Below are 18922 nucleotides of genomic sequence, written 5' to 3'. Positions count from 1 at the left end.
AATCAAAAGAAAGGACTCTTCCCAATGAGCATTTTATCAGAGAATATCGAACTTTTCAAACCTTTTATTCAGGAGGAAATTCTCAAGAGTATCAAGGATTCCAAGGATTCACTGGCCATGGAGCAGGTTCTCTGGCACCTCTTCACGGAACTCTTTGGCCTTCTTGTGGCGACGGCCTTCGAAATGATCGATGGCGAGCTGTACGATAGGGTCTACAAGCCTCAGGGGTGGCGGATTTCCCGGCGGGATTCCAGAACCATATACTGCCTGTTTGGTCCTGTCACCTACAAGCGGAGGCGGCTGGAGATGGCCGGAAAGCAGGGATTTTACCCGTTAGATAAGAAATTTGGATTTCTGCCTTCCCGTCACTATAGCATGGGAGTGATTCTGCGCATTGCGCAGGCTACCCAGGTTACCCAGTTCCGTAATGTGAGCCATATCGTGAAAATTCTGACCCAGACGGATATTTCACATCAGACAGTTTCAAATCTCAGCCGCGCTGCCGCCCAAATGGTCAGAAAATACGAAGCAGCAGATGCAGCTATGGAGCAGGCCGAGAAGAGAGTACCGGAGGACGGGCTGCTGGCTATTGAGGGCGATGGGATTGTAATGAAGCAGCAGGCGGACCCCGACACCGATACCAAAGGCGGCCAGAACATAGAACTTCACCGAATCCAGGTCTATGAGGGCGTCGAGAAGAATGGGAAACGTTCGAGACTGACAGGGTACAACTGCTTCTCTGGAACGGATAGGAAAAGGCTGGTTGAACTCGTCAAGGTGTGGGTGCATGGCCGGTACAATCTGAGCGAGATTACAGTACTTTCCAACGGGGATGGCGGAGCAGGATATAATTTCGGTGACTTCGACGATATAGTCGAGGGATGCAAGACACATTACCATTTCCGGGACAGATACCATGTGAATGAGAAAGTGCGGACCCGCCTCAGCTTCTGCCCACGTGGATTCATCGATAAATTCGTGCTTGAACTGAATAAGAGCAGAAATGTCATCACAGATATGAAGCCATATCTGGATGCGGCTGCCAGCTACGCAGAAACAGAAGAACAGGCCGAGCAGGTACGGAGACTGGCAGACTATCTGAGTCGCAACGCCGACTATATCCCGGGCATCCGGGAGCGCGGAATCCGAACCGATATCCAACTGGGGGCAGCTGAAAGCAACCACCGACGCTATAGCTACCGTCTGAAAAAGCAGGGGCGCAGCTGGTGCAGGATAGGTATGGATTCAATAGGCACGCTGATTACTGCTACCCAGAATGACACTTTGGAAAAAGCCCTGATTTACTGTGCTGCAGGCAAAGCCTACAAGAAGATGGACCGGCAGATGCATAAGGCGGTCGTAGCAGCCGTAAAAACGAACCGCAAAGCCGCCAGGGACGCTAAATGGCACAGGAACGCACGGAATTACCGTCCCGGGTGCCTGGAAGGCCGTATAGGCGTATATGGAGCGACTTCAACTCCGATGGGCCAGCTTGCTAAAGCGATACAGATTTATTGAGAAAGCAGAGGCTGGGAAACCTGATAACGTCGACTGTCAAATAAAGTACCGCTTAGTGTAAAATGTTTCTCGGTAGAGGATTTCTCCCCTGCTGGATAGAAAAGGGAAGAGTCCCCTTTGATGGAAATGTTATAATTTCCTTGCGACAAAATCAAAAGAAAGGACTCTTCCCAATGAGCATTTTATCAGAGAATATCGAACTTTTCAAACCTTTTATTCAGGAGGAAATTCTCAAGAGTATCAAGGATTCCAAGGATTCACTGGCCATGGAGCAGGTTCTCTGGCACCTCTTCACGGAACTCTTTGGCCTTCTTGTGGCGACGGCCTTCGAAATGATCGATGGCGAGCTGTACGATAGGGTCTACAAGCCTCAGGGGTGGCGGATTTCCCGGCGGGATTCCAGAACCATATACTGCCTGTTTGGTCCTGTCACCTACAAGCGGAGGCGGCTGGAGATGGCCGGAAAGCAGGGATTTTACCCGTTAGATAAGAAATTTGGATTTCTGCCTTCCCGTCACTATAGCATGGGAGTGATTCTGCGCATTGCGCAGGCTACCCAGGTTACCCAGTTCCGTAATGTGAGCCATATCGTGAAAATTCTGACCCAGACGGATATTTCACATCAGACAGTTTCAAATCTCAGCCGCGCTGCCGCCCAAATGGTCAGAAAATACGAAGCAGCAGATGCAGCTATGGAGCAGGCCGAGAAGAGAGTACCGGAGAACGGGCTGCTGGCTATTGAGGGCGATGGGATTGTAATGAAGCAGCAGGCGGACCCCGTCACCGATACCAAAGGCGGCCAGAACATAGAACTTCACCGAATCCAGGTCTATGAGGGCGTCGAGAAGAATGGGAAACGTTCGAGACTGACAGGGTACCACTGCTTCTCTGGAACGGATAGGAAAAGGCTGGTTGAACTCGTCAAGGTGTGGGTGCATGGCCGGTACAATCTGAGCGAGATTACAGTACTTTCCAACGGGGATGGCGGAGCAGGATATAATTTCGGTGACTTCGACGATATAGTCGAGGGATGCAAGACACATTACCATTTCCGGGACAGATACCATGTGAATGAGAAAGTGCGGACCCGCCTCAGCTTCTGCCCACGTGGATTCATCGATAAATTCGTGCTTGAACTGAATAAGAGCAGAAATGTCATCACAGATATGAAGCCATATCTGGATACGGCTGCCAGCTACGCAGAAACAGAAGAACAGGCCGAGCAGGTACGGAGACTGGCAGACTATCTGAGTCGCAACGCCGACTATATCCCGGGCATCCGGGAGCGCGGAATCCGAACCGATATCCACCTGGGGGCAGCTGAAAGCAACCACCGACGCTATAGCTACCGTCTGAAAAAGCAGGGGCGCAGCTGGTGCAGGATAGGTATGGATTCAATAGGCACGCTGATTACTGCTACCCAGAATGACACTTTGGAAAAAGCCCTGATTTACTGTGCTGCAGGCAAAGCCTACAAGAAGATGGACCGGCAGATGCATAAGGCGGTCGTAGCAGCCGTAAAAACGAACCGCAAAGCCGCCAGGGACGCTAAATGGCACAGGAACGCACGGAATTACCGTCCCGGGTGCCTGGAAGGCCGTATAGGCGTATATGGAGCGACTTCAACTCCGATGGGCCAGCTTGCTAAAGCGATACAGATTTATTGAGAAAGCAGAGGCTGGGAAACCTGATAACGTCGACTGTCAAATAAAGTACCGAGAAAACCTTGACACATACAAAGTACCGAGAAAACCTTGACACATACAAATTTTCAAATCATCTTTAATCTCCCCGTACTTTGTGATAGAATAATAGCGTTGACTTGAAAAAGTATATACTGTATATATCTGTTTTTGGAGGTACTATGGGACATATTTCTGTGATCGGAAGCTGCAATATGGACCTCACTGTAGAGGCAGACCGCCGTCCACAGGCCGGTGAAACGGTGATGGGGAAACGGCTTATCGTTTCTCCCGGCGGCAAAGGGGCTAACCAGGCGGTTGCGGCAGCAAGGCTTGGGGAAGAGGTATATATGATTGGCTGTGTGGGGGATGATCCTTATGGCAGCCTCATGCTGAAGGCCCTGGAAGACAGCCATGTGAAGACGGACTATGTTTCGGTGCTGGAAGGGGTCAATACCGGTACGGCCCACATTATCCTGGCGGAAGGGGATAACAGCATCATCGTCATCAAGGGTGCCAATGAGAAGGTGACCCGGGATGTGGTGGATAAGGCCTTCGATGTGATCCGTACATCGGACCTGGTCATGCTGCAGCATGAAATTCCCATGGATACCATCGGCTACATCATTGACCGCTGCTACGAAGAAAAGGTACCGGTCATGCTGAATCCGGCTCCCTACATGGATATCCCGGAAGACTGGATCGAGAAGGTCACCTATATTACACCGAATGAACACGAGGCGGCCCTCATGTTCAAAGGCATGGACCGGGATGAAATCCTGAAGTCCCATGCAGGCAAGGTGATTATGACTGTGGGAAAGGATGGCGTCCTCTATGGTGAAAAAGAGGAAGTGGTCCATGTTCCCGGATTTTCTGTGTCCGTGGTAGATACCACCGGTGCAGGGGATACGTTTAATGGCGCTTTCGCAGCGGGCCGGTGCGACGGACTTTCCGTGAAGGAAGCTATCCGTTTCGCCAATGCCGCCGCTGCTCTGTCTGTAGGTAAACTGGGTGCCCAGGGAGGAATGCCCTGGCGGAAAGATGTGGAGGATATGCTCTCATGCAAAAAGTAGGAATTCTGAACAGCAATATTGCCAAGGTGCTGGCTGACCTGGGTCATACGGATAAAGTATGCGTAGGGGACTGTGGCCTTCCGGTTCCGGCGGGAGTCCAGAAAATCGACCTGGCCCTTCGCCTTGGGGAACCGCCGTTTATCGAAGTGGTGAAGGAAATGGCGAAGTACATGCAGATTGAAAAAATCTACATTGCGCCGGAAACAAAGATTAAGAATCCGAAGCAGTGGAAGGCACTGCAGGAAGTATTCCCGGAAAGCGAAGTGGAATGGGTCATGCTCGATTCCCATGAACAGCTGAAGGCCTGGGAAAAGGACTGCAAGGCAGTTATCCGCACCGGGGAAATCACACCATTCTCCAATATCATTCTCCAGTCCGGAGTCATCTTCTAAGAGAGGAAAACAAATTACATGGACATACAAATGGTAGGGATCTGCAAATCCTTCGGTACCAATAAGGTACTGGGCGGAGTCAACCTGCATATCCGGCCCGGCGAAGTTCATGCTCTCATGGGAGAGAATGGCGCCGGAAAATCCACATTAATGAATATTCTTACCGGTATCCACAAGGCTGATGCCGGCACGATCCTGGTGGACGGGAAGGAAGTCACCTTCCGCAACAATAAAGACGCCGAAGAACACGGTATCGCTTTCATTCACCAGGAACTGAATATCTGGCCGAACCTGACGGTTCTGGAAAACCTGTTCCTCATGAACCAGCCAAAAACGAGATTCGGTACCATTGATTTCAAGAAAATGCATGAAATGGCGGAAGCCAAGTGCAAGGAAATCGGTATCGACCTGCCCCTGGATGAAGTGGCTGGGGACTGCTCCGTAGGCCAGCAGCAGATGACGGAAATTACGAGAAGCCTTATGCTTGATGCAAAGACGGTCATCATGGATGAACCGACAGCGGCCCTGACGGAAAGAGAGACGGACCGGCTCTTCGATGTTATGAAGAAACTGAAAGCCCGGGGCGTTTCCATTATTTACATTTCCCACCGTATGGAAGAAGTCTTCTCCAACTGCGATACCATCACCGTCATGCGGGATGGGCAGACCATCAGCTCCCGGCCCACGGAAGAAACGAACATGGACCAGATTGTAGGAGACATGGTGGGCCGCGTCATGAGTGAATACTATCCGGCCCGTACCAATGTACCGGGGGATGAGATTTTCCGGGTAGAAGGCTTTACCCAGCCCGGCGTATTCCGGGATATTTCCTTCAACCTGAGGAAGGGAGAAATTCTCGGTGTGGCAGGCCTCATGGGCGCAGGCCGCACAGAAATCATGCGGGCCATCTTCGGCGTGGATCCTCATAAGGAAGGAAAGCTCTTCTTTGAAGGAAAGAAAATCCACATCAACAATCCCCGGGATGCCATTAAGGCAGGTTTTGGGTTTATCACGGAAAACAGAAAGACCGAAGGTCTGATTCTTGATTTCTCCATTGAACGGAACATTGCCCTGCCTAGTGAAGAACGGCTGGCTAAGCATGACGTAATCAATGATAAAGAAGAATTTGATTTTTCCAGCACCCTTTCCAAACGGCTCGGCGTCAAGGCCCAGGATATCAACCTGCCTGCCAGCACCCTTTCCGGCGGCAACCAGCAGAAAGTGGTCATTGCCAAATGGGTGGGCATGCACCCGAAACTTCTGATTCTCGATGAACCTACACGGGGCATCGATATCGGCGCGAAAAAAGATATTTATGATCTGATGAATGAACTGACTGCCCAGGGCGTATCCATTATCATGGTCTCTTCGGAACTTCCGGAAGTCATCGGCATGAGCGACAGGGTTCTGGTCATTCACGAAGGCACGGTGGCCGGCATTGTTGAACATAAAGATGCCACCCAGACCCGCATTATGACACTTGCAACCGGAGGAGAGTAAAAGCATGAGTTCTGCAAAAGTAAAAAATATAGTCAGAGAAATGGGACCGCTCATCGGCCTTATTGTTCTCTTCATTGTTATTTCCGCATTGAATGACAGCTTCATTGACCCGTCCAACCTGAAAAACCTGGCTCGCCAGATTTCCATTAATGCCCTCATTGCCTTCGGTATGACTTTCGTCATCCTCACCGGCGGCATCGACCTTTCCGTAGGCAGTATCCTGGCCCTGTCAAGTGCCCTCATGGCCAGCATGATCGCCAAGGGAACCAACCCGGAAATGGCTATCGTTTTTTCCGCATTCATCGGCATTCTCCTGGGCGCCATCAACGGTATCATCATTTCCTATGGCAAGGTGGCTCCCTTCATTGCTACACTGGCTACCATGACCATTTACCGTGGTTCTACCCTGGTATTTACGAACGGCAACCCGATTTCCGGCCTTTCCGATGATCCCATCTTTACCGGATTCGGCCAGGGCTTCATCATGGATATCCCGGTACCGGCCATCATCATGCTCATTGCGTTCTTCATTCTCTGGTTTGTCCTGAAGAAGACACCCCTTGGCCGCCAGACCTATGCCGTAGGGGGGAACGAAAAAGTTTCCTACATTTCCGGTATCAAGATTGACAGAATCAAGATTTTTGCCTATTCTTTAACAGGATGCCTCTGCGCTATTGCAGGTGCTATCCTCACTGCCCGCCTGAACAGTGCCCAGCCGACAGCCGGCATGGGCTATGAACTGGATGCCATTGCAGCCGTTGTTCTTGGCGGTACGTCTCTTGCAGGCGGCAAAGGCCGTATTTCCGGTACCCTCATCGGTGCACTCATCATCGGTACCCTGAATAATGGCCTTAACATATTAAATGTATCCAGCTTCTACCAGCAGGTTGTCAAAGGCATCGTTATTCTGCTCGCAGTACTTATGGATCGCAAGAAAAACTAAGGAGGAAAACAAGTGTTAAAGAAAATCGCATTAGCTGCTCTTATCGGCGCAGCTCTCATTTCCGTCGCAGGCTGCGGCTCTTCTTCTGACAAGAAGGCTGCCGGCTCCGCATCCGGTGACAAAAAGATTACCATTGGCTTCTCCGTATCCACCCAGAACAACCCGTTCTTCGTGACCATGGCCAACAGCGTAAAGGCAGCTGCTGACAAAGCAGGCGTCAACGTAAAGATCGTAGATGCCCAGAACGATCCGGCTAAACAGTCCAATGATATCGCCGACCTGCTCCAGGGAAATATCAGCGTACTTATCGTTAACCCGGTAGACTCTGCTGCAATCTCCAACTCCGTACTGGCAGCCAATAAGGCCAAGATTCCGGTTATTACCATTGACCGCTCCGCTGATAAGGGCGAAGTCGCTGCCCACATCGCTTCCAACAACGTCAAAGGCGGCGAAATGGCAGCAGAATATATCGTTTCCAAACTGGGTGAAGGCACTCCGGTAGCAGAACTGGAAGGTATCCCCGGCGCATCCGCAACCCGTGAAAGAGGCCAGGGCTTCCATAACATTGCGGACAGCAAACTGAAGGTCCTTGCAAAACAGAACGCTGACTTCGACCGTTCCAAAGGCCTCACCGTTGCTGAAAACATTCTCCAGGCAAATCCTGACGTAAAGGCTATTTTCTCCCAAAACGATGAAATGGCCCTCGGCGCTGTAAGTGCTGCTAAAGCAGCTAATAAGCAGATCTTCATCATCGGCTTCGATGGCACCGATGACGGCATCAAAGCTGTCAACGATGGTTCCATGGCAGCTACCATTGCCCAGCAGCCGGATAAGATGGGTGAAATCGGCGTAGAAACCGCCATCAAACTGGCTAAGGGTGAAAACGTAGAAAAGAACATTGCCGTAGACCTGAAACTGGTAGAAAAGAAATAATAACAACCTGAAATTTTGACAACCTGGAAAGAACCGTGGGAAATATCCTGCGGTTCTTTTGTTTCCGTAAGGTCTATTTCCCGGTTATATCCCAATTACCACAGGACAATTTCACCTTAGTGTAAAATGTTTCTCGGTAGAGGATTTCTCCCCTGCTGGATAGAAAAGGGAAGAGTCCCCTTTGATGGAAATGTTATAATTTCCTTGCGACAAAATCAAAAGAAAGGACTCTTCCCAATGAGCATTTTATCAGAGAATATCGAACTTTTCAAACCTTTTATTCAGGAGGAAATTCTCAAGAGTATCAAGGATTCTAAGGATTCACTGGCCATGGAGCAGGTTCTCTGGCACCTCTTCACGGAACTCTTTGGCCTTCTTGTGGCGACGGCCTTCGAAATGATCGATGGCGAGCTGTACGATAGGGTCTACAAGCCTCAGGGGTGGCGGATTTCCCGGCGGGATTCCAGAACCATATACTGCCTGTTTGGTCCTGTCACCTACAAGCGGAGGCGGCTGGAGATGGCCGGAAAGCAGGGATTTTACCCGTTAGATAAGAAATTTGGATTTCTGCCTTCCCGTCACTATAGCATGGGAGTGATTCTGCGCATTGCGCAGGCTACCCAGGTTACCCAGTTCCGTAATGTGAGCCATATCGTGAAAATTCTGACCCAGACGGATATTTCACATCAGACAGTTTCAAATCTCAGCCGCGCTGCCGCCCAAATGGTCAGAAAATACGAAGCAGCAGATGCAGCTATGGAGCAGGCCGAGAAGAGAGTACCGGAGGACGGGCTGCTGGCTATTGAGGGCGATGGGATTGTAATGAAGCAGCAGGCGGACCCCGACACCGATACCAAAGGCGGCCAGAACATAGAACTTCACCGAATCCAGGTCTATGAGGGCGTCGAGAAGAATGGGAAACGTTCGAGACTGACAGGGTACAACTGCTTCTCTGGAACGGATAGGAAAAGGCTGGTTGAACTCGTCAAGGTGTGGGTGCATGGCCGGTACAATCTGAGCGAGATTACAGTACTTTCCAACGGGGATGGCGGAGCAGGATATAATTTCGGTGACTTCGACGATATAGTCGAGGGATGCAAGACACATTACCATTTCCGGGACAGATACCATGTGAATGAGAAAGTGCGGACCCGCCTCAGCTTCTGCCCACGTGGATTCATCGATAAATTCGTGCTTGAACTGAATAAGAGCAGAAATGTCATCACAGATATGAAGCCATATCTGGATGCGGCTGCCAGCTACGCAGAAACAGAAGAACAGGCCGAGCAGGTACGGAGACTGGCAGACTATCTGAGTCGCAACGCCGACTATATCCCGGGCATCCGGGAGCGCGGAATCCGAACCGATATCCAACTGGGGGCAGCTGAAAGCAACCACCGACGCTATAGCTACCGTCTGAAAAAGCAGGGGCGCAGCTGGTGCAGGATAGGTATGGATTCAATAGGCACGCTGATTACTGCTACCCAGAATGACACTTTGGAAAAAGCCCTGATTTACTGTGCTGCAGGCAAAGCCTACAAGAAGATGGACCGGCAGATGCATAAGGCGGTCGTAGCAGCCGTAAAAACGAACCGCAAAGCCGCCAGGGACGCTAAATGGCACAGGAACGCACGGAATTACCGTCCCGGGTGCCTGGAAGGCCGTATAGGCGTATATGGAGCGACTTCAACTCCGATGGGCCAGCTTGCTAAAGCGATACAGATTTATTGAGAAAGCAGAGGCTGGGAAACCTGATAACGTCGACTGTCAAATAAAGTACCGAGAAAACCTTGACACATACCAATTTCACGTTTTCCATTGACGATACCATCGGGCAAATTTATAATAATATGAGTAATTATTTCAATGGAAAAGGGACATGTATGAATAAAGAATATGCACAGATTTTTACTAATGTTTTAGATGAAAAGCAGATAAAAATCAATGAACCCATGAGCCGTCATACCACTTTTGGTATCGGCGGCCCGGCGGATTGTTTTTTGGTGCCGAAGACGGCGGAGGAACTCTGCGTAGTGACAAAGCTGGCCCACAGGAATCATATTCCCGTTTTTATCCTGGGCGGAGGAGCGAACCTGCTGGTACGGGATAAGGGAATTCGTGGGGTAGTCATTTTTACCGGACGGCTCCATAAAATCGAACAGAACGGTAACCTTTTGAAAGTGTCCAGCGGCGTTTCTACGGCCCAGGCAGCCCAGGCGGCCTATGAGAATGGACTTTCGGGCATGGAATTTGCCAGCGGCATTCCGGGCACCATCGGCGGCGCAGCCTATATGAACGCTGGCGCCTATGGCGGAGAAATGTCGAAAATCATCGTTTCCGCCACCACCTGTGATGCTAAGGGGGACCTCATCACCTATGACAGCCATGACATCGGCTATTCCTACCGTCACAGCCTGTTCATGGAAAATGGCGAGGTCATCGTAGACATCACCCTGTCTCTGAAGCAGGGGAATAAGAAGGATATCCGGGCTCTCATGGATGACCTGAACCATCGGCGGCGGACGAAGCAGCCCCTGGAAAAGCGGAGTGCCGGCAGTACGTTCAAGAGGCCGGCAGGCCACTTCGTAGGCCAGATGATCGAGGAACTGGGGCTTAAGGGATATGCAGTGGGAGATGCCCAGGTCAGCGAAAAGCATGCGGGCTTCCTCATCAATAATGGCCACGCCAGCTGCGAGGATATGCTTCATCTCATCCACGATGTGCAGCGAAAGGTGAAAGAGAATTACGGCGTAGACCTTCATACGGAAGTCCAGATCGTAGGGGAAGAATAGAAATGAAAGGGCTGTGAGAGCGGATATGCTTTCATGGCCTTTTTGTATCTTTATGCTCTGTTCAAGGCATAAGAAAAGGTGGCTGCGGTGGCTGAGGGAGAGCTGAAGAGAACGGATGGATCTAGGGAAGCACTGATTAAATCGTTGCCAGATTTCATTCTTGGATTTTTATGCAATGCGAGGAATAACTCGACGCGAATAGCGAGCTATTTAAGGCAGCAGTCCTGCATAGGACTGCTGAGCCAAGGTAAGTTGGCGCTTTCTCTGCACATAAAAGCGCCTTCCTTTTACCCTTGGCCGATTTATGACGAAGCAGTGCATAAAAATCCTTATGAAATCTGACTCTGCGAATTAATCAGCGCTTCCCTGGTCCAAGGGACCTGCACAGCTTAAGGCGCTCAAGTCTCCGCACGAATGCATGCTGCTCCTCTATACAGGCATTGCAGGCTCTCTTGTACGGCCCTTCCATGATATAATGGATAAAACAAAGTGAAGAAAGGAGCTATGCCATGGAAACCATTGGATTTTATGGCCCGCCAGGGACGGGGAAGAGTGACCGGGCCCTGGTGATTGCCTATGAAAATAAGGCGTCCTGCATTATTGATGACGGTATCCTGATTTATCACAGCCGCATTGTGGCGGGCAAATCGGCGAAACGGGAAGCGAGCCGACTGAAGGCTGTGCGGCGGGCCATATTCTGGGATAAGGAACAGCGGGATGAAGTACGCGATGCGCTCCGAAAAATCAATCCGAAACGGGTTCTCATCCTCGGTACGTCGGACCGGATGGTGGTGACCATTGCGAAGGCCCTGGATCTTCCTATGCCGTCGAAGTATATCCGCATCGAAGACGTGGCGAAGCCTGAGGATATGCTGAAAGCCAGCGAGGCCCGGCATAAGGAAGGTAAGCATGTGATTCCTGTGCCCACCATGGAGCTCAAACCCTATTTCAAAGGGTACATGGTAGACCCGCTCCGGTTCCTTCGAAACCGAAAAAAAGAGCCGAAGCGGTTCAGTGAATGGAATGAACGGTCCGTGGTGCGGCCGGTTTTCAGCTATTACGGAAAACTGACCTTTTCTGACCGGGTCATAGAGGACCTGGTCCGTTACGCCGTACGGAATCTGAAGAAAATCCGGATCCGCCACGTAAAGAGCAAGAAGAGTGAAAGTCAGGTGAACGGACTGATCCTGCGGCTCGATGTGACTGTTCGAAGCGGTACACCCCAGGAAATCAAGCGGACCATCCATACCATGCGGGACCATGTGCAGAAGGAAATCGAATACACCACGGGCATGTCCCTGGAGACCATGAAGATCGATATCGTCACCGGCGTGGCCCAGGATTGATTTAGGTCTAGCAGCCAGGTCTGGATCCAGGCGGTCAGGCCCTGCGGTGGAAAAAGATTTGAGAATTGAGTGAAGAGAATTGAGGCCAGTCGGCTTCGCCGCGGGCTGGTCTCATAAGGCGGCGCTATATAATTTGTGCGCCGCCATCACCCCTGGCCGCAGGCCACAGCTTTGCCGTCAGGCAGAACCTTGTCCATGGGACAGAGCCACGTCCAAAGGCCGCTGCCTTTTTTGCGACGCCACCACTATTTTTCATTTTTCCATCGTCCATTTTACATTCATACAGGACAGCATCTATGAGAACAAAGATCAAAATCTGCGGCATTACTTCGCCGGAAGAAACGAAGTATCTTCCACCGGAAGAGGTGGATTTCATGGGCATGATTCTTTTCTGTCCCAAAAGTAAACGAAATATATCTCTCACGGAAGCCGCGGCCATTATGAAGGCAGTTCCGGAGAAAATCAGGAAGACCGCGGTCACCGTGTCTCCTTCTATGGAGCAGGTGGAGGCCATAGAGAAGGCGGGGTTCGACTATATCCAGATCCATGGGACCCTGAATCCCCGGATTTTTGAAGGGATCCACATTCCCGTTATCCGGGCGGTGAATATGAAAGAAGGGGCACCGGACATGGAGGAAGGTGGCCGTGTGGCGGCCTGGCTGTTCGATGCGGCCCAGCCGGGAAGCGGGAAATCCTTTGATTGGAATCGGCTTTCTGCCCTTCCCAGAAAGGGAAGGAAGTGGATCCTTGCCGGCGGACTGACGGCGGCCAATGTGGGAGAGGCCATACATAAAGTCCATCCGGATATGGTGGATGTCTCTTCCGGTGTGGAATACGAAGACCGGAAGGGGAAGGACCCGGAGAAAATAGCCGCCTTCATCCGTGCCGTACGGCAGGCAGATGGACAGCAAGCGCAGCTGCGTGTCTGTGAATGTATGGTTGCCTTGAGCAATGAGCCTTGAGCTGGTTAGGCCCTTTGGGCCGGAGAACGAGTGAATAAGTAAGCGGCCAAATGCTCAAGGGCTTTTAACTTCTGGCTGTTACCTTTTAGCTGGTCAACCTGTGGCGCTTCCACTATCTCTTAGCCCCCCTGCATGGTTAATTATATTTTTAGTGATAGAGTCAGCAGGCCCCTGACTATATTAAAGCCGCAATCAGAATTCATAATGCGGCGTTATATGAATTGTGCGCCGCACCACCCCCTTGGTCGCAGGCCATTCCCCTTAAGCCACTTCGCCGCCAGGCGTTACCCTTCAGCCACTTCTTACTCGCGCCGCAGGTTATTTTTGAATTTCTTCTTGACAATCTTTCTATCCCATGATACAGTTAACTCAACTTCAAACGAGGAAGAAAAGAGTAGGTTCCTGAAAACAGCTTAGCGAGTCCGGAGAGTGGAAGCGGATATGGATAGGGGACTGAAGTGCATTTCTGAGTTTGGAAGGCCGAAAGAAGAGTAGGCTTTCCCGGGGACTCCCGATACAGGGTCAGGGTATGCGGCAATCAAGTACCCCATAAGGTGCCTTTGGTGACAATGGCATGAATATTAGGTGGAAACACGAGTCTCTCGTCCTGGTAAAGGATGGGAGTTTTTTATTTTCCTTTCAAATTCAATGGAAAATAAAAGTGTGTAATATCCGGGAGACGCCCGTTACAGCGCAGGGGCATACAGGAAATGCCTTGAGACCGCCGGACTCCGGTCTGGCAGTAAAAACCTTAAGACAGAGGAGGAGCAGGATATGACAGTGGGTTTCCGATGTAGGACTTTGATTGATTTACGGAATGATACACAGGCAGTGAGCAGATAAAATACAATTTACAATCATTGGAGGAATCAATTATGGCAGACGCAAAGAAATATCGTTTCGAAACACTTCAGCAGCATGCAGGACAGGTACCGGATCCCACCACAGGAGCCCGGGCAGTGCCTATTTACCAGACCACTTCCTACGTATTCCATGATGCCCAGGAAGGGGAGGACCTCTTCGCCCTTCGGAAACCGGGATTTATCTATGGCCGCCTTACGAACCCCACCCAGGATGTACTGGAAAAGCGGCTGGCAGCACTGGAAGGGGGCACAGCAGGCCTTGCTGTAGCCAGTGGCGCTGCGGCAGTGACCTATTCCATCCTGAATATTGCCGGTGCCGGTGACGAGATCGTTTCCGCTTCCACCCTTTACGGCGGCACCTATGAACTGTTCACAGACACCCTGCCCCAGCTGGGCATTCATACCCGTTTCGTGAACCCGGACCATCCGGAAGAAATCGAAGCTGCCATCACAGAGAAGACAAAGGCCGTTTACATCGAAACCCTGGGAAACCCGGCCATCAATATCCCTGACTTCGATGCCATCCGCGATATCGCCCATGCCCACAATCTGCCGGTTCTCATCGATAATACCTTTGCCACCCCTTACCTCTTCCGGCCACTGGAACATGGACTGGATATCGTCATCCACTCTACCACGAAATTCATCGGCGGCCATGGAACCACACTGGGCGGCGCCATCATTGAAAATGGTGAGTTCGACTGGAACCAGCCGGAGCGGTATCCCCATTTCGCCAATCCCGATGCTTCCTATCACGGCATTAACTTCGCCAAAGACGTACCGGGGGCCGGCTTTGTTACCCGCATCCGGGCGAAAGTCCTTAGGGATACGGGCGCTGCCATTTCCCCCATTTCCGCATGGTTCTTCATCCAGGGCCTGGAAACTCTGTCTCTCCGCGTAGAACGGCATGTATCGAACGCCCAGAAGCTGGCGGAATACCTGGAAAAACATCCGAAGGTGGCCAAGGTCAATTATCCGGGCCTCGAATCTTCCCCGTACCACAAGCTCCAGCAGAAATACCTGCCTAAAGGCGCAGGGTCCATCTTCTCCATTGAACTGAAAGACGGCTTCCAGGCAGCCCGGAAATTTATCGACAACCTGGATATTTTCTCGGATCTGGCCAACGTAGGGGATTCCAAGTCCCTCGTAGTCCATCCGGCATCCACTACCCACCAGCAGCTGGATGAAGCAGCCCAGAGAGCTGCCGGCATCACCCCGGGCACGGTCCGTATTTCCGTGGGCATCGAAAATATCGATGACCTCCTGGAAGACGTGGAACAGGCACTGGCTAAAATCTGATACGTCATAGATAAGGGCTGTACTCCTGGGGAGATGGCACCAAAAAAACACCCGAAACGGGAAAGCCGTTTTGGGTGTTTTTTCTATGTGGATAAGTGTCGTACAGATGAGTGAAGGAAAAGCGAGAAGTGAGAAGTGAGGAGTGGTGGCGGCGGCGCACAAATCAGGAAGCGCCGCCTTATGAGACCGGGTTGCGGTGAAGCCGCCTGGCCTCAATTCTCAGCACTCAATTCTCAAATCTTTTTTCGCCGCAGGCTTCTCTCATCCTTCCCAGTGTTCCGGAATTTCCGGGAAAGGCTTCATCACCATCATGGTGGCCAGGATATTGGCCATGAGGTGATTTTCCTCATCGTACATATTGGCTTCAATGACAATGGTCTTTCTGCCGCGGTGGGTGATGTGGCTGGTGACCCGTATCGTTTCTCCGGATTTCGCGTTACGGATAAAATTCATGGTCATGGATACGGTGACCACCGAAGCGCCCACAGAGGCACTGGTGACGCCGGTAACCGAATCGGCCAGGGCCACAAGGACCCCGCCATGGAGGCGGCCGGTGTGGTTATTGTGCTTTGACGGGTCTGTCTTCAGGCTTACTGTTACACTGCCGCAGTGAATTTCATCGATGTGAATGTGGAAATAATCAGCCATGAAATGGTTCTTGCTGTAAATATCCCGTATATGCTGCCGGATTTTCTCCGGATCTGTAATCTGAACAATTTCGTCTGCCATATGGATCCCATCCTTTTTTACTATGTCCTTTCTATCTTACTCGACGGGCATAGGGAATGCAAGGTGGGGGCGATGAGGTCGAGGTCGAGACCGAGATAATCAGCCTTCGGCAGTTCCTACAGTGGGGGCCAGAAAACTAAAACCTGCATTCCCCTCTGGGGAAAGTCCCGCGAAGAGGGAATAGGGGTGCATTTACGGCAAGAGCCGCAGAGCAGGTTCCCGCCCAAAGGATCTGACCAGCTCAATGCTCAAGGCTAAAGGCTCAATGCCCGCATATGTTCGTACGACTCATATTCAAACGAAAGCGCTGCAGGCTGGCCATTTTCCTAGAAGCTAGCAGCTAACAGCTAGAAGCCTCTGTCCGTTCGCACGGTTCTCAGCCAAATGACAGCGCCGCAGGCGGATCCCCTCAGTCTCGACCTCGATCTCATTATAGCCTCCTGTCATTTTCTACCCCCGTAACGTATAATAGATAAAGGTATGACAATCAAGCTGCCCTCTGGCAGTGAACCATAGAGTATTTGTTATATTCATGACAGGAGGTACTATGTTTACAGCGACAACGATTCTGGCGGTGAAGAAAGATGGCCACACCGCCATGGCCGGCGATGGACAGGTAACCATGGGCAATGCGGTGATCATGAAGAATACAGCCCGTAAGGTACGGCGTCTGTACCATGGGAAAATCATTGCCGGTTTTGCGGGCTCCGTGGCCGATGCATTTTCCCTTTTTGATAAATTCGAATCCAAGCTCCGTGACTGTAATGGGAACCTGGTCCGGGCGGCAGTGGAATTTGCCAAGGATTGGCGCAGTGACCGGGTGCTTCAGAAACTGGAAGCTCTCCTGATTCTTACAGATGGGGAGCACCTGTTCCTCGTTTCCGGCAGTGGGGAAGTCATTGAGCCGGACGATGGCATTCTGGCCATCGGAAGCGGCGGCAACTATGCCCTGGCCGCAGCCCGGGCCCTGGCCCAGTCCACAAATCTCTCGGCCCGGGAGATTGCGGAGAAGTCGCTCCATATTGCGGCGGATATCTGTGTATATACAAACCATAATGTAATTGTGGAGGAAATCTGATGGATGAACTGACACCTCGTAAAATTGTAGAATATCTGGACCAGTACATTGTGGGACAGAAAGAAGCAAAGCGTTCTGTGGCTGTGGCCCTTCGAAACCGCTGGCGGGCGAGCCGCCTTTCCCCGGAGATTGCAAAGGAAATCAGCCCGAAGAACATCCTTCTCATCGGGCCTACGGGAGTGGGCAAGACAGAGATTGCCCGCCGCATAGCCTCTCTCACCCATGCCCCCTTTGTGAAGGTGGAAGCCACAAAGTACACGGAAGTGGGCTATGTAGGCCGGGATGTGGAATCCATGGTACGGGACCTGGTAGAAGAAGCGGTTCGGCTTGTGAAAAAAGAAGAATCCTCCCGCCATGGCCGGGATGCGGAGGAAGAAGCGGTGCGCCGCATCGGGGAAGCCATGTGGCCATCGAAAAAACCGGAGACCAGAAGTCCCATGGATATCATTTTCGGCGAGAAGAAACAGGAAGCGCCCCAGGATGAAGGAGAAAAGGAACGGCGCTCTGACCTCCTGCGGCGGATCAGGAGCGGCGAACTCGATGACCGGCAGATTGAAATCGAAGTGGAAGACCGAGGGAGCGCTCCCCAGTCTGACAATGAGCAGGCCAACCAGATTTCCATCATGATCACCAGCATGATGCCGAAAAAGATGAAGAAGAAAAAAGTCACCGTCCGGGATGCAAAGAAAATCCTGGCTGAAGAGGCGGCGGACGAAATGGTGGATATGGAAGTGGTGAAGGACCGGGCCATCCATTATGCGGAGGAACGGGGCATCATTTTCATTGATGAAATCGATAAAATCGCCGGACGCCACGGTTCATCCGGCGGTCCCGATGTATCCCGGGAAGGGGTGCAGCGGGACATCCTCCCCATCGTGGAAGGGGCTACGGTGAAGACAAAGTACGGCCAGGTGAAGACGGATCACATCCTCTTCATGGCTGCCGGCGCTTTCCACGTTTCTAAACCCAGTGACCTCATTCCGGAATTGCAGGGCCGTTTCCCTATCCGCGTAGAACTTTCCAGCCTCACGAAGGAAGACCTGCGCCGGATCCTGACAGAACCGAGACAGGCGCTCATCCGCCAGTACACGGCGCTTCTGGAAACAGAAGGGGTGAAGGTGACATTCCGGGAAGACGCGCTGGATACGATTGCAGAAATCGCATCCCGGGTCAATTCAGAAACGGAAGATATCGGAGCCAGAAGACTCTATACCATCCTGGAACGGGTGCTGGAGGATCTCTCCTTCGATGCGCCGGACCTGGAAAATAAAGAAGTTACCATTGACAGTACCTATGTAAAGGAAAAGCTGGGACAGATTACGGAAAATATCGATATTTCAAACTATATCCTGTGACAAGGCAGCTCCGGAGATAAATCCATCTCCGGAGCTTTTTATTATGCAGCGTGCGAACGTATAAGGGCCTTGAGCATTCAGCCTTGAGCCTTGAGCTGATCAGGCCCTGCGAGCCAGGGGATAAATGAATGAGCGGGCGTTTGAACGGCGGGAACTTTTCGCTTCCCTGGCTTTCCTGAAACATGCTTTCCCCTCCGGGGGAAATTCCCGCGAAGCGGGAATAGGGGTGCATTTACGGCGAGAACCGCGGAGAAGGTTGTGGCCCAAAGGGCCTGACCAGCTCAATGCCCAAGGCTCAAGGCCTTGCTCTCAGTGACTCCAACCGTACTCTATCTGCGCCGCAGGCTGACTGACTCAATCTCGATCTTAAACAATGTCAATGCACATGATAAATGAGGTTGACTAATGGTTTACAACTGACTATAATTAGAGAAAATAGTACAGCCAGGAAAGAAAG

15 protein-coding genes are annotated in these 18922 nt (G+C 51.5%); 14 read left to right on the top strand and 1 reads right to left on the bottom strand.

Going from position 1 to position 18922, the window contains the following annotated elements; all coding sequences use genetic code 11:
* The first annotated feature begins 24 nt into the window (after positions 1-24).
* The 12 genes from ACFWUL_RS06795 (at position 25) to ACFWUL_RS06740 (ending at position 15303) form a co-directional block, all read left to right on the top strand.
* Positions 25-1518, top strand: coding sequence for an ISLre2 family transposase (locus ACFWUL_RS06795; RefSeq protein ID WP_416176795.1), 1494 nt, complete (start codon positions 25-27; stop codon positions 1516-1518).
* A gap of 173 nt (positions 1519-1691) precedes the next feature.
* Positions 1692-3185, top strand: a complete 1494-nt coding sequence (locus ACFWUL_RS06790; RefSeq protein ID WP_416176797.1) for an ISLre2 family transposase — start codon at positions 1692-1694, stop codon at positions 3183-3185.
* A gap of 197 nt (positions 3186-3382) precedes the next feature.
* The gene (gene rbsK / locus ACFWUL_RS06785; RefSeq protein WP_297020318.1) at positions 3383-4273 is read left to right on the top strand and encodes a ribokinase; all 891 of its coding nucleotides are present in this window, start codon (positions 3383-3385) and stop codon (positions 4271-4273) included.
* The gene (gene rbsD, locus ACFWUL_RS06780; RefSeq protein ID WP_297020316.1) at positions 4261-4665 is read left to right on the top strand and encodes a D-ribose pyranase; all 405 of its coding nucleotides are present in this window, start codon (positions 4261-4263) and stop codon (positions 4663-4665) included. Before rbsK ends, rbsD begins: the two co-directional genes overlap by 13 nt.
* 18 nt (positions 4666-4683) lie before the next feature.
* Positions 4684-6165 carry a sugar ABC transporter ATP-binding protein gene (locus ACFWUL_RS06775; RefSeq protein WP_416176796.1) on the top strand — a complete coding sequence of 494 codons (1482 nt, stop codon included), beginning with the start codon at positions 4684-4686 and terminating at the stop codon, positions 6163-6165.
* Between the two features lie 4 nt (positions 6166-6169).
* Positions 6170-7108: an ABC transporter permease subunit gene (locus tag ACFWUL_RS06770; protein WP_297020311.1), complete on the top strand. Its 939-nt coding sequence runs from the start codon at positions 6170-6172 to the stop codon at positions 7106-7108.
* Positions 7109-7120: 12 nt separating this feature from the next.
* Positions 7121-8041 carry a ribose ABC transporter substrate-binding protein RbsB gene (rbsB, locus tag ACFWUL_RS06765; RefSeq protein ID WP_297020306.1) on the top strand — a complete coding sequence of 307 codons (921 nt, stop codon included), beginning with the start codon at positions 7121-7123 and terminating at the stop codon, positions 8039-8041.
* A gap of 237 nt (positions 8042-8278) precedes the next feature.
* Entirely contained in the window at positions 8279-9772 is a 1494-nt protein-coding gene (locus tag ACFWUL_RS06760; RefSeq protein ID WP_416176795.1) for an ISLre2 family transposase, read from the top strand.
* Between the two features lie 152 nt (positions 9773-9924).
* Positions 9925-10833 carry a UDP-N-acetylmuramate dehydrogenase gene (murB, locus tag ACFWUL_RS06755; protein ID WP_297020303.1) on the top strand — a complete coding sequence of 303 codons (909 nt, stop codon included), beginning with the start codon at positions 9925-9927 and terminating at the stop codon, positions 10831-10833.
* Positions 10834-11342: 509 nt separating this feature from the next.
* Positions 11343-12179: a hypothetical protein gene (locus ACFWUL_RS06750; RefSeq protein ID WP_297023263.1), complete on the top strand. Its 837-nt coding sequence runs from the start codon at positions 11343-11345 to the stop codon at positions 12177-12179.
* A gap of 296 nt (positions 12180-12475) precedes the next feature.
* Positions 12476-13141, top strand: a complete 666-nt coding sequence (locus tag ACFWUL_RS06745; RefSeq protein ID WP_416176794.1) for a phosphoribosylanthranilate isomerase — start codon at positions 12476-12478, stop codon at positions 13139-13141.
* 875 nt (positions 13142-14016) lie between these two features.
* A complete protein-coding gene (locus ACFWUL_RS06740) occupies positions 14017-15303 on the top strand; it encodes an O-acetylhomoserine aminocarboxypropyltransferase/cysteine synthase family protein (RefSeq protein WP_416176793.1) in 1287 nt (428 codons plus the stop codon).
* Positions 15304-15564: 261 nt separating this feature from the next.
* On the opposite strand, the gene ACFWUL_RS06735 is transcribed toward ACFWUL_RS06740, so the two are convergent.
* Positions 15565-16032, bottom strand: a complete 468-nt coding sequence (locus ACFWUL_RS06735; protein ID WP_416176792.1) for a PaaI family thioesterase — start codon at positions 16030-16032, stop codon at positions 15565-15567.
* Positions 16033-16579: 547 nt separating this feature from the next.
* Between ACFWUL_RS06735 and hslV the strand changes: the two genes are divergently transcribed.
* Both hslV and hslU read left to right on the top strand, forming a co-directional pair.
* Positions 16580-17110 (top strand): ATP-dependent protease subunit HslV, encoded by a 531-nt coding sequence (gene hslV, locus ACFWUL_RS06730; RefSeq protein WP_296097209.1) that lies wholly within the window; start codon positions 16580-16582, stop codon positions 17108-17110.
* Positions 17110-18465 carry an ATP-dependent protease ATPase subunit HslU gene (hslU, locus tag ACFWUL_RS06725; RefSeq protein WP_297023250.1) on the top strand — a complete coding sequence of 452 codons (1356 nt, stop codon included), beginning with the start codon at positions 17110-17112 and terminating at the stop codon, positions 18463-18465. Before hslV ends, hslU begins: the two co-directional genes overlap by 1 nt.
* Positions 18466-18922 lie beyond the last annotated feature (457 nt).

It is taken from the genome of Dialister sp., from assembly GCF_047832375.1.
GTDB lineage: Bacteria > Bacillota > Negativicutes > Veillonellales > Dialisteraceae > Dialister.
This window is presented reverse-complemented; position numbering and strand designations above follow the sequence as displayed.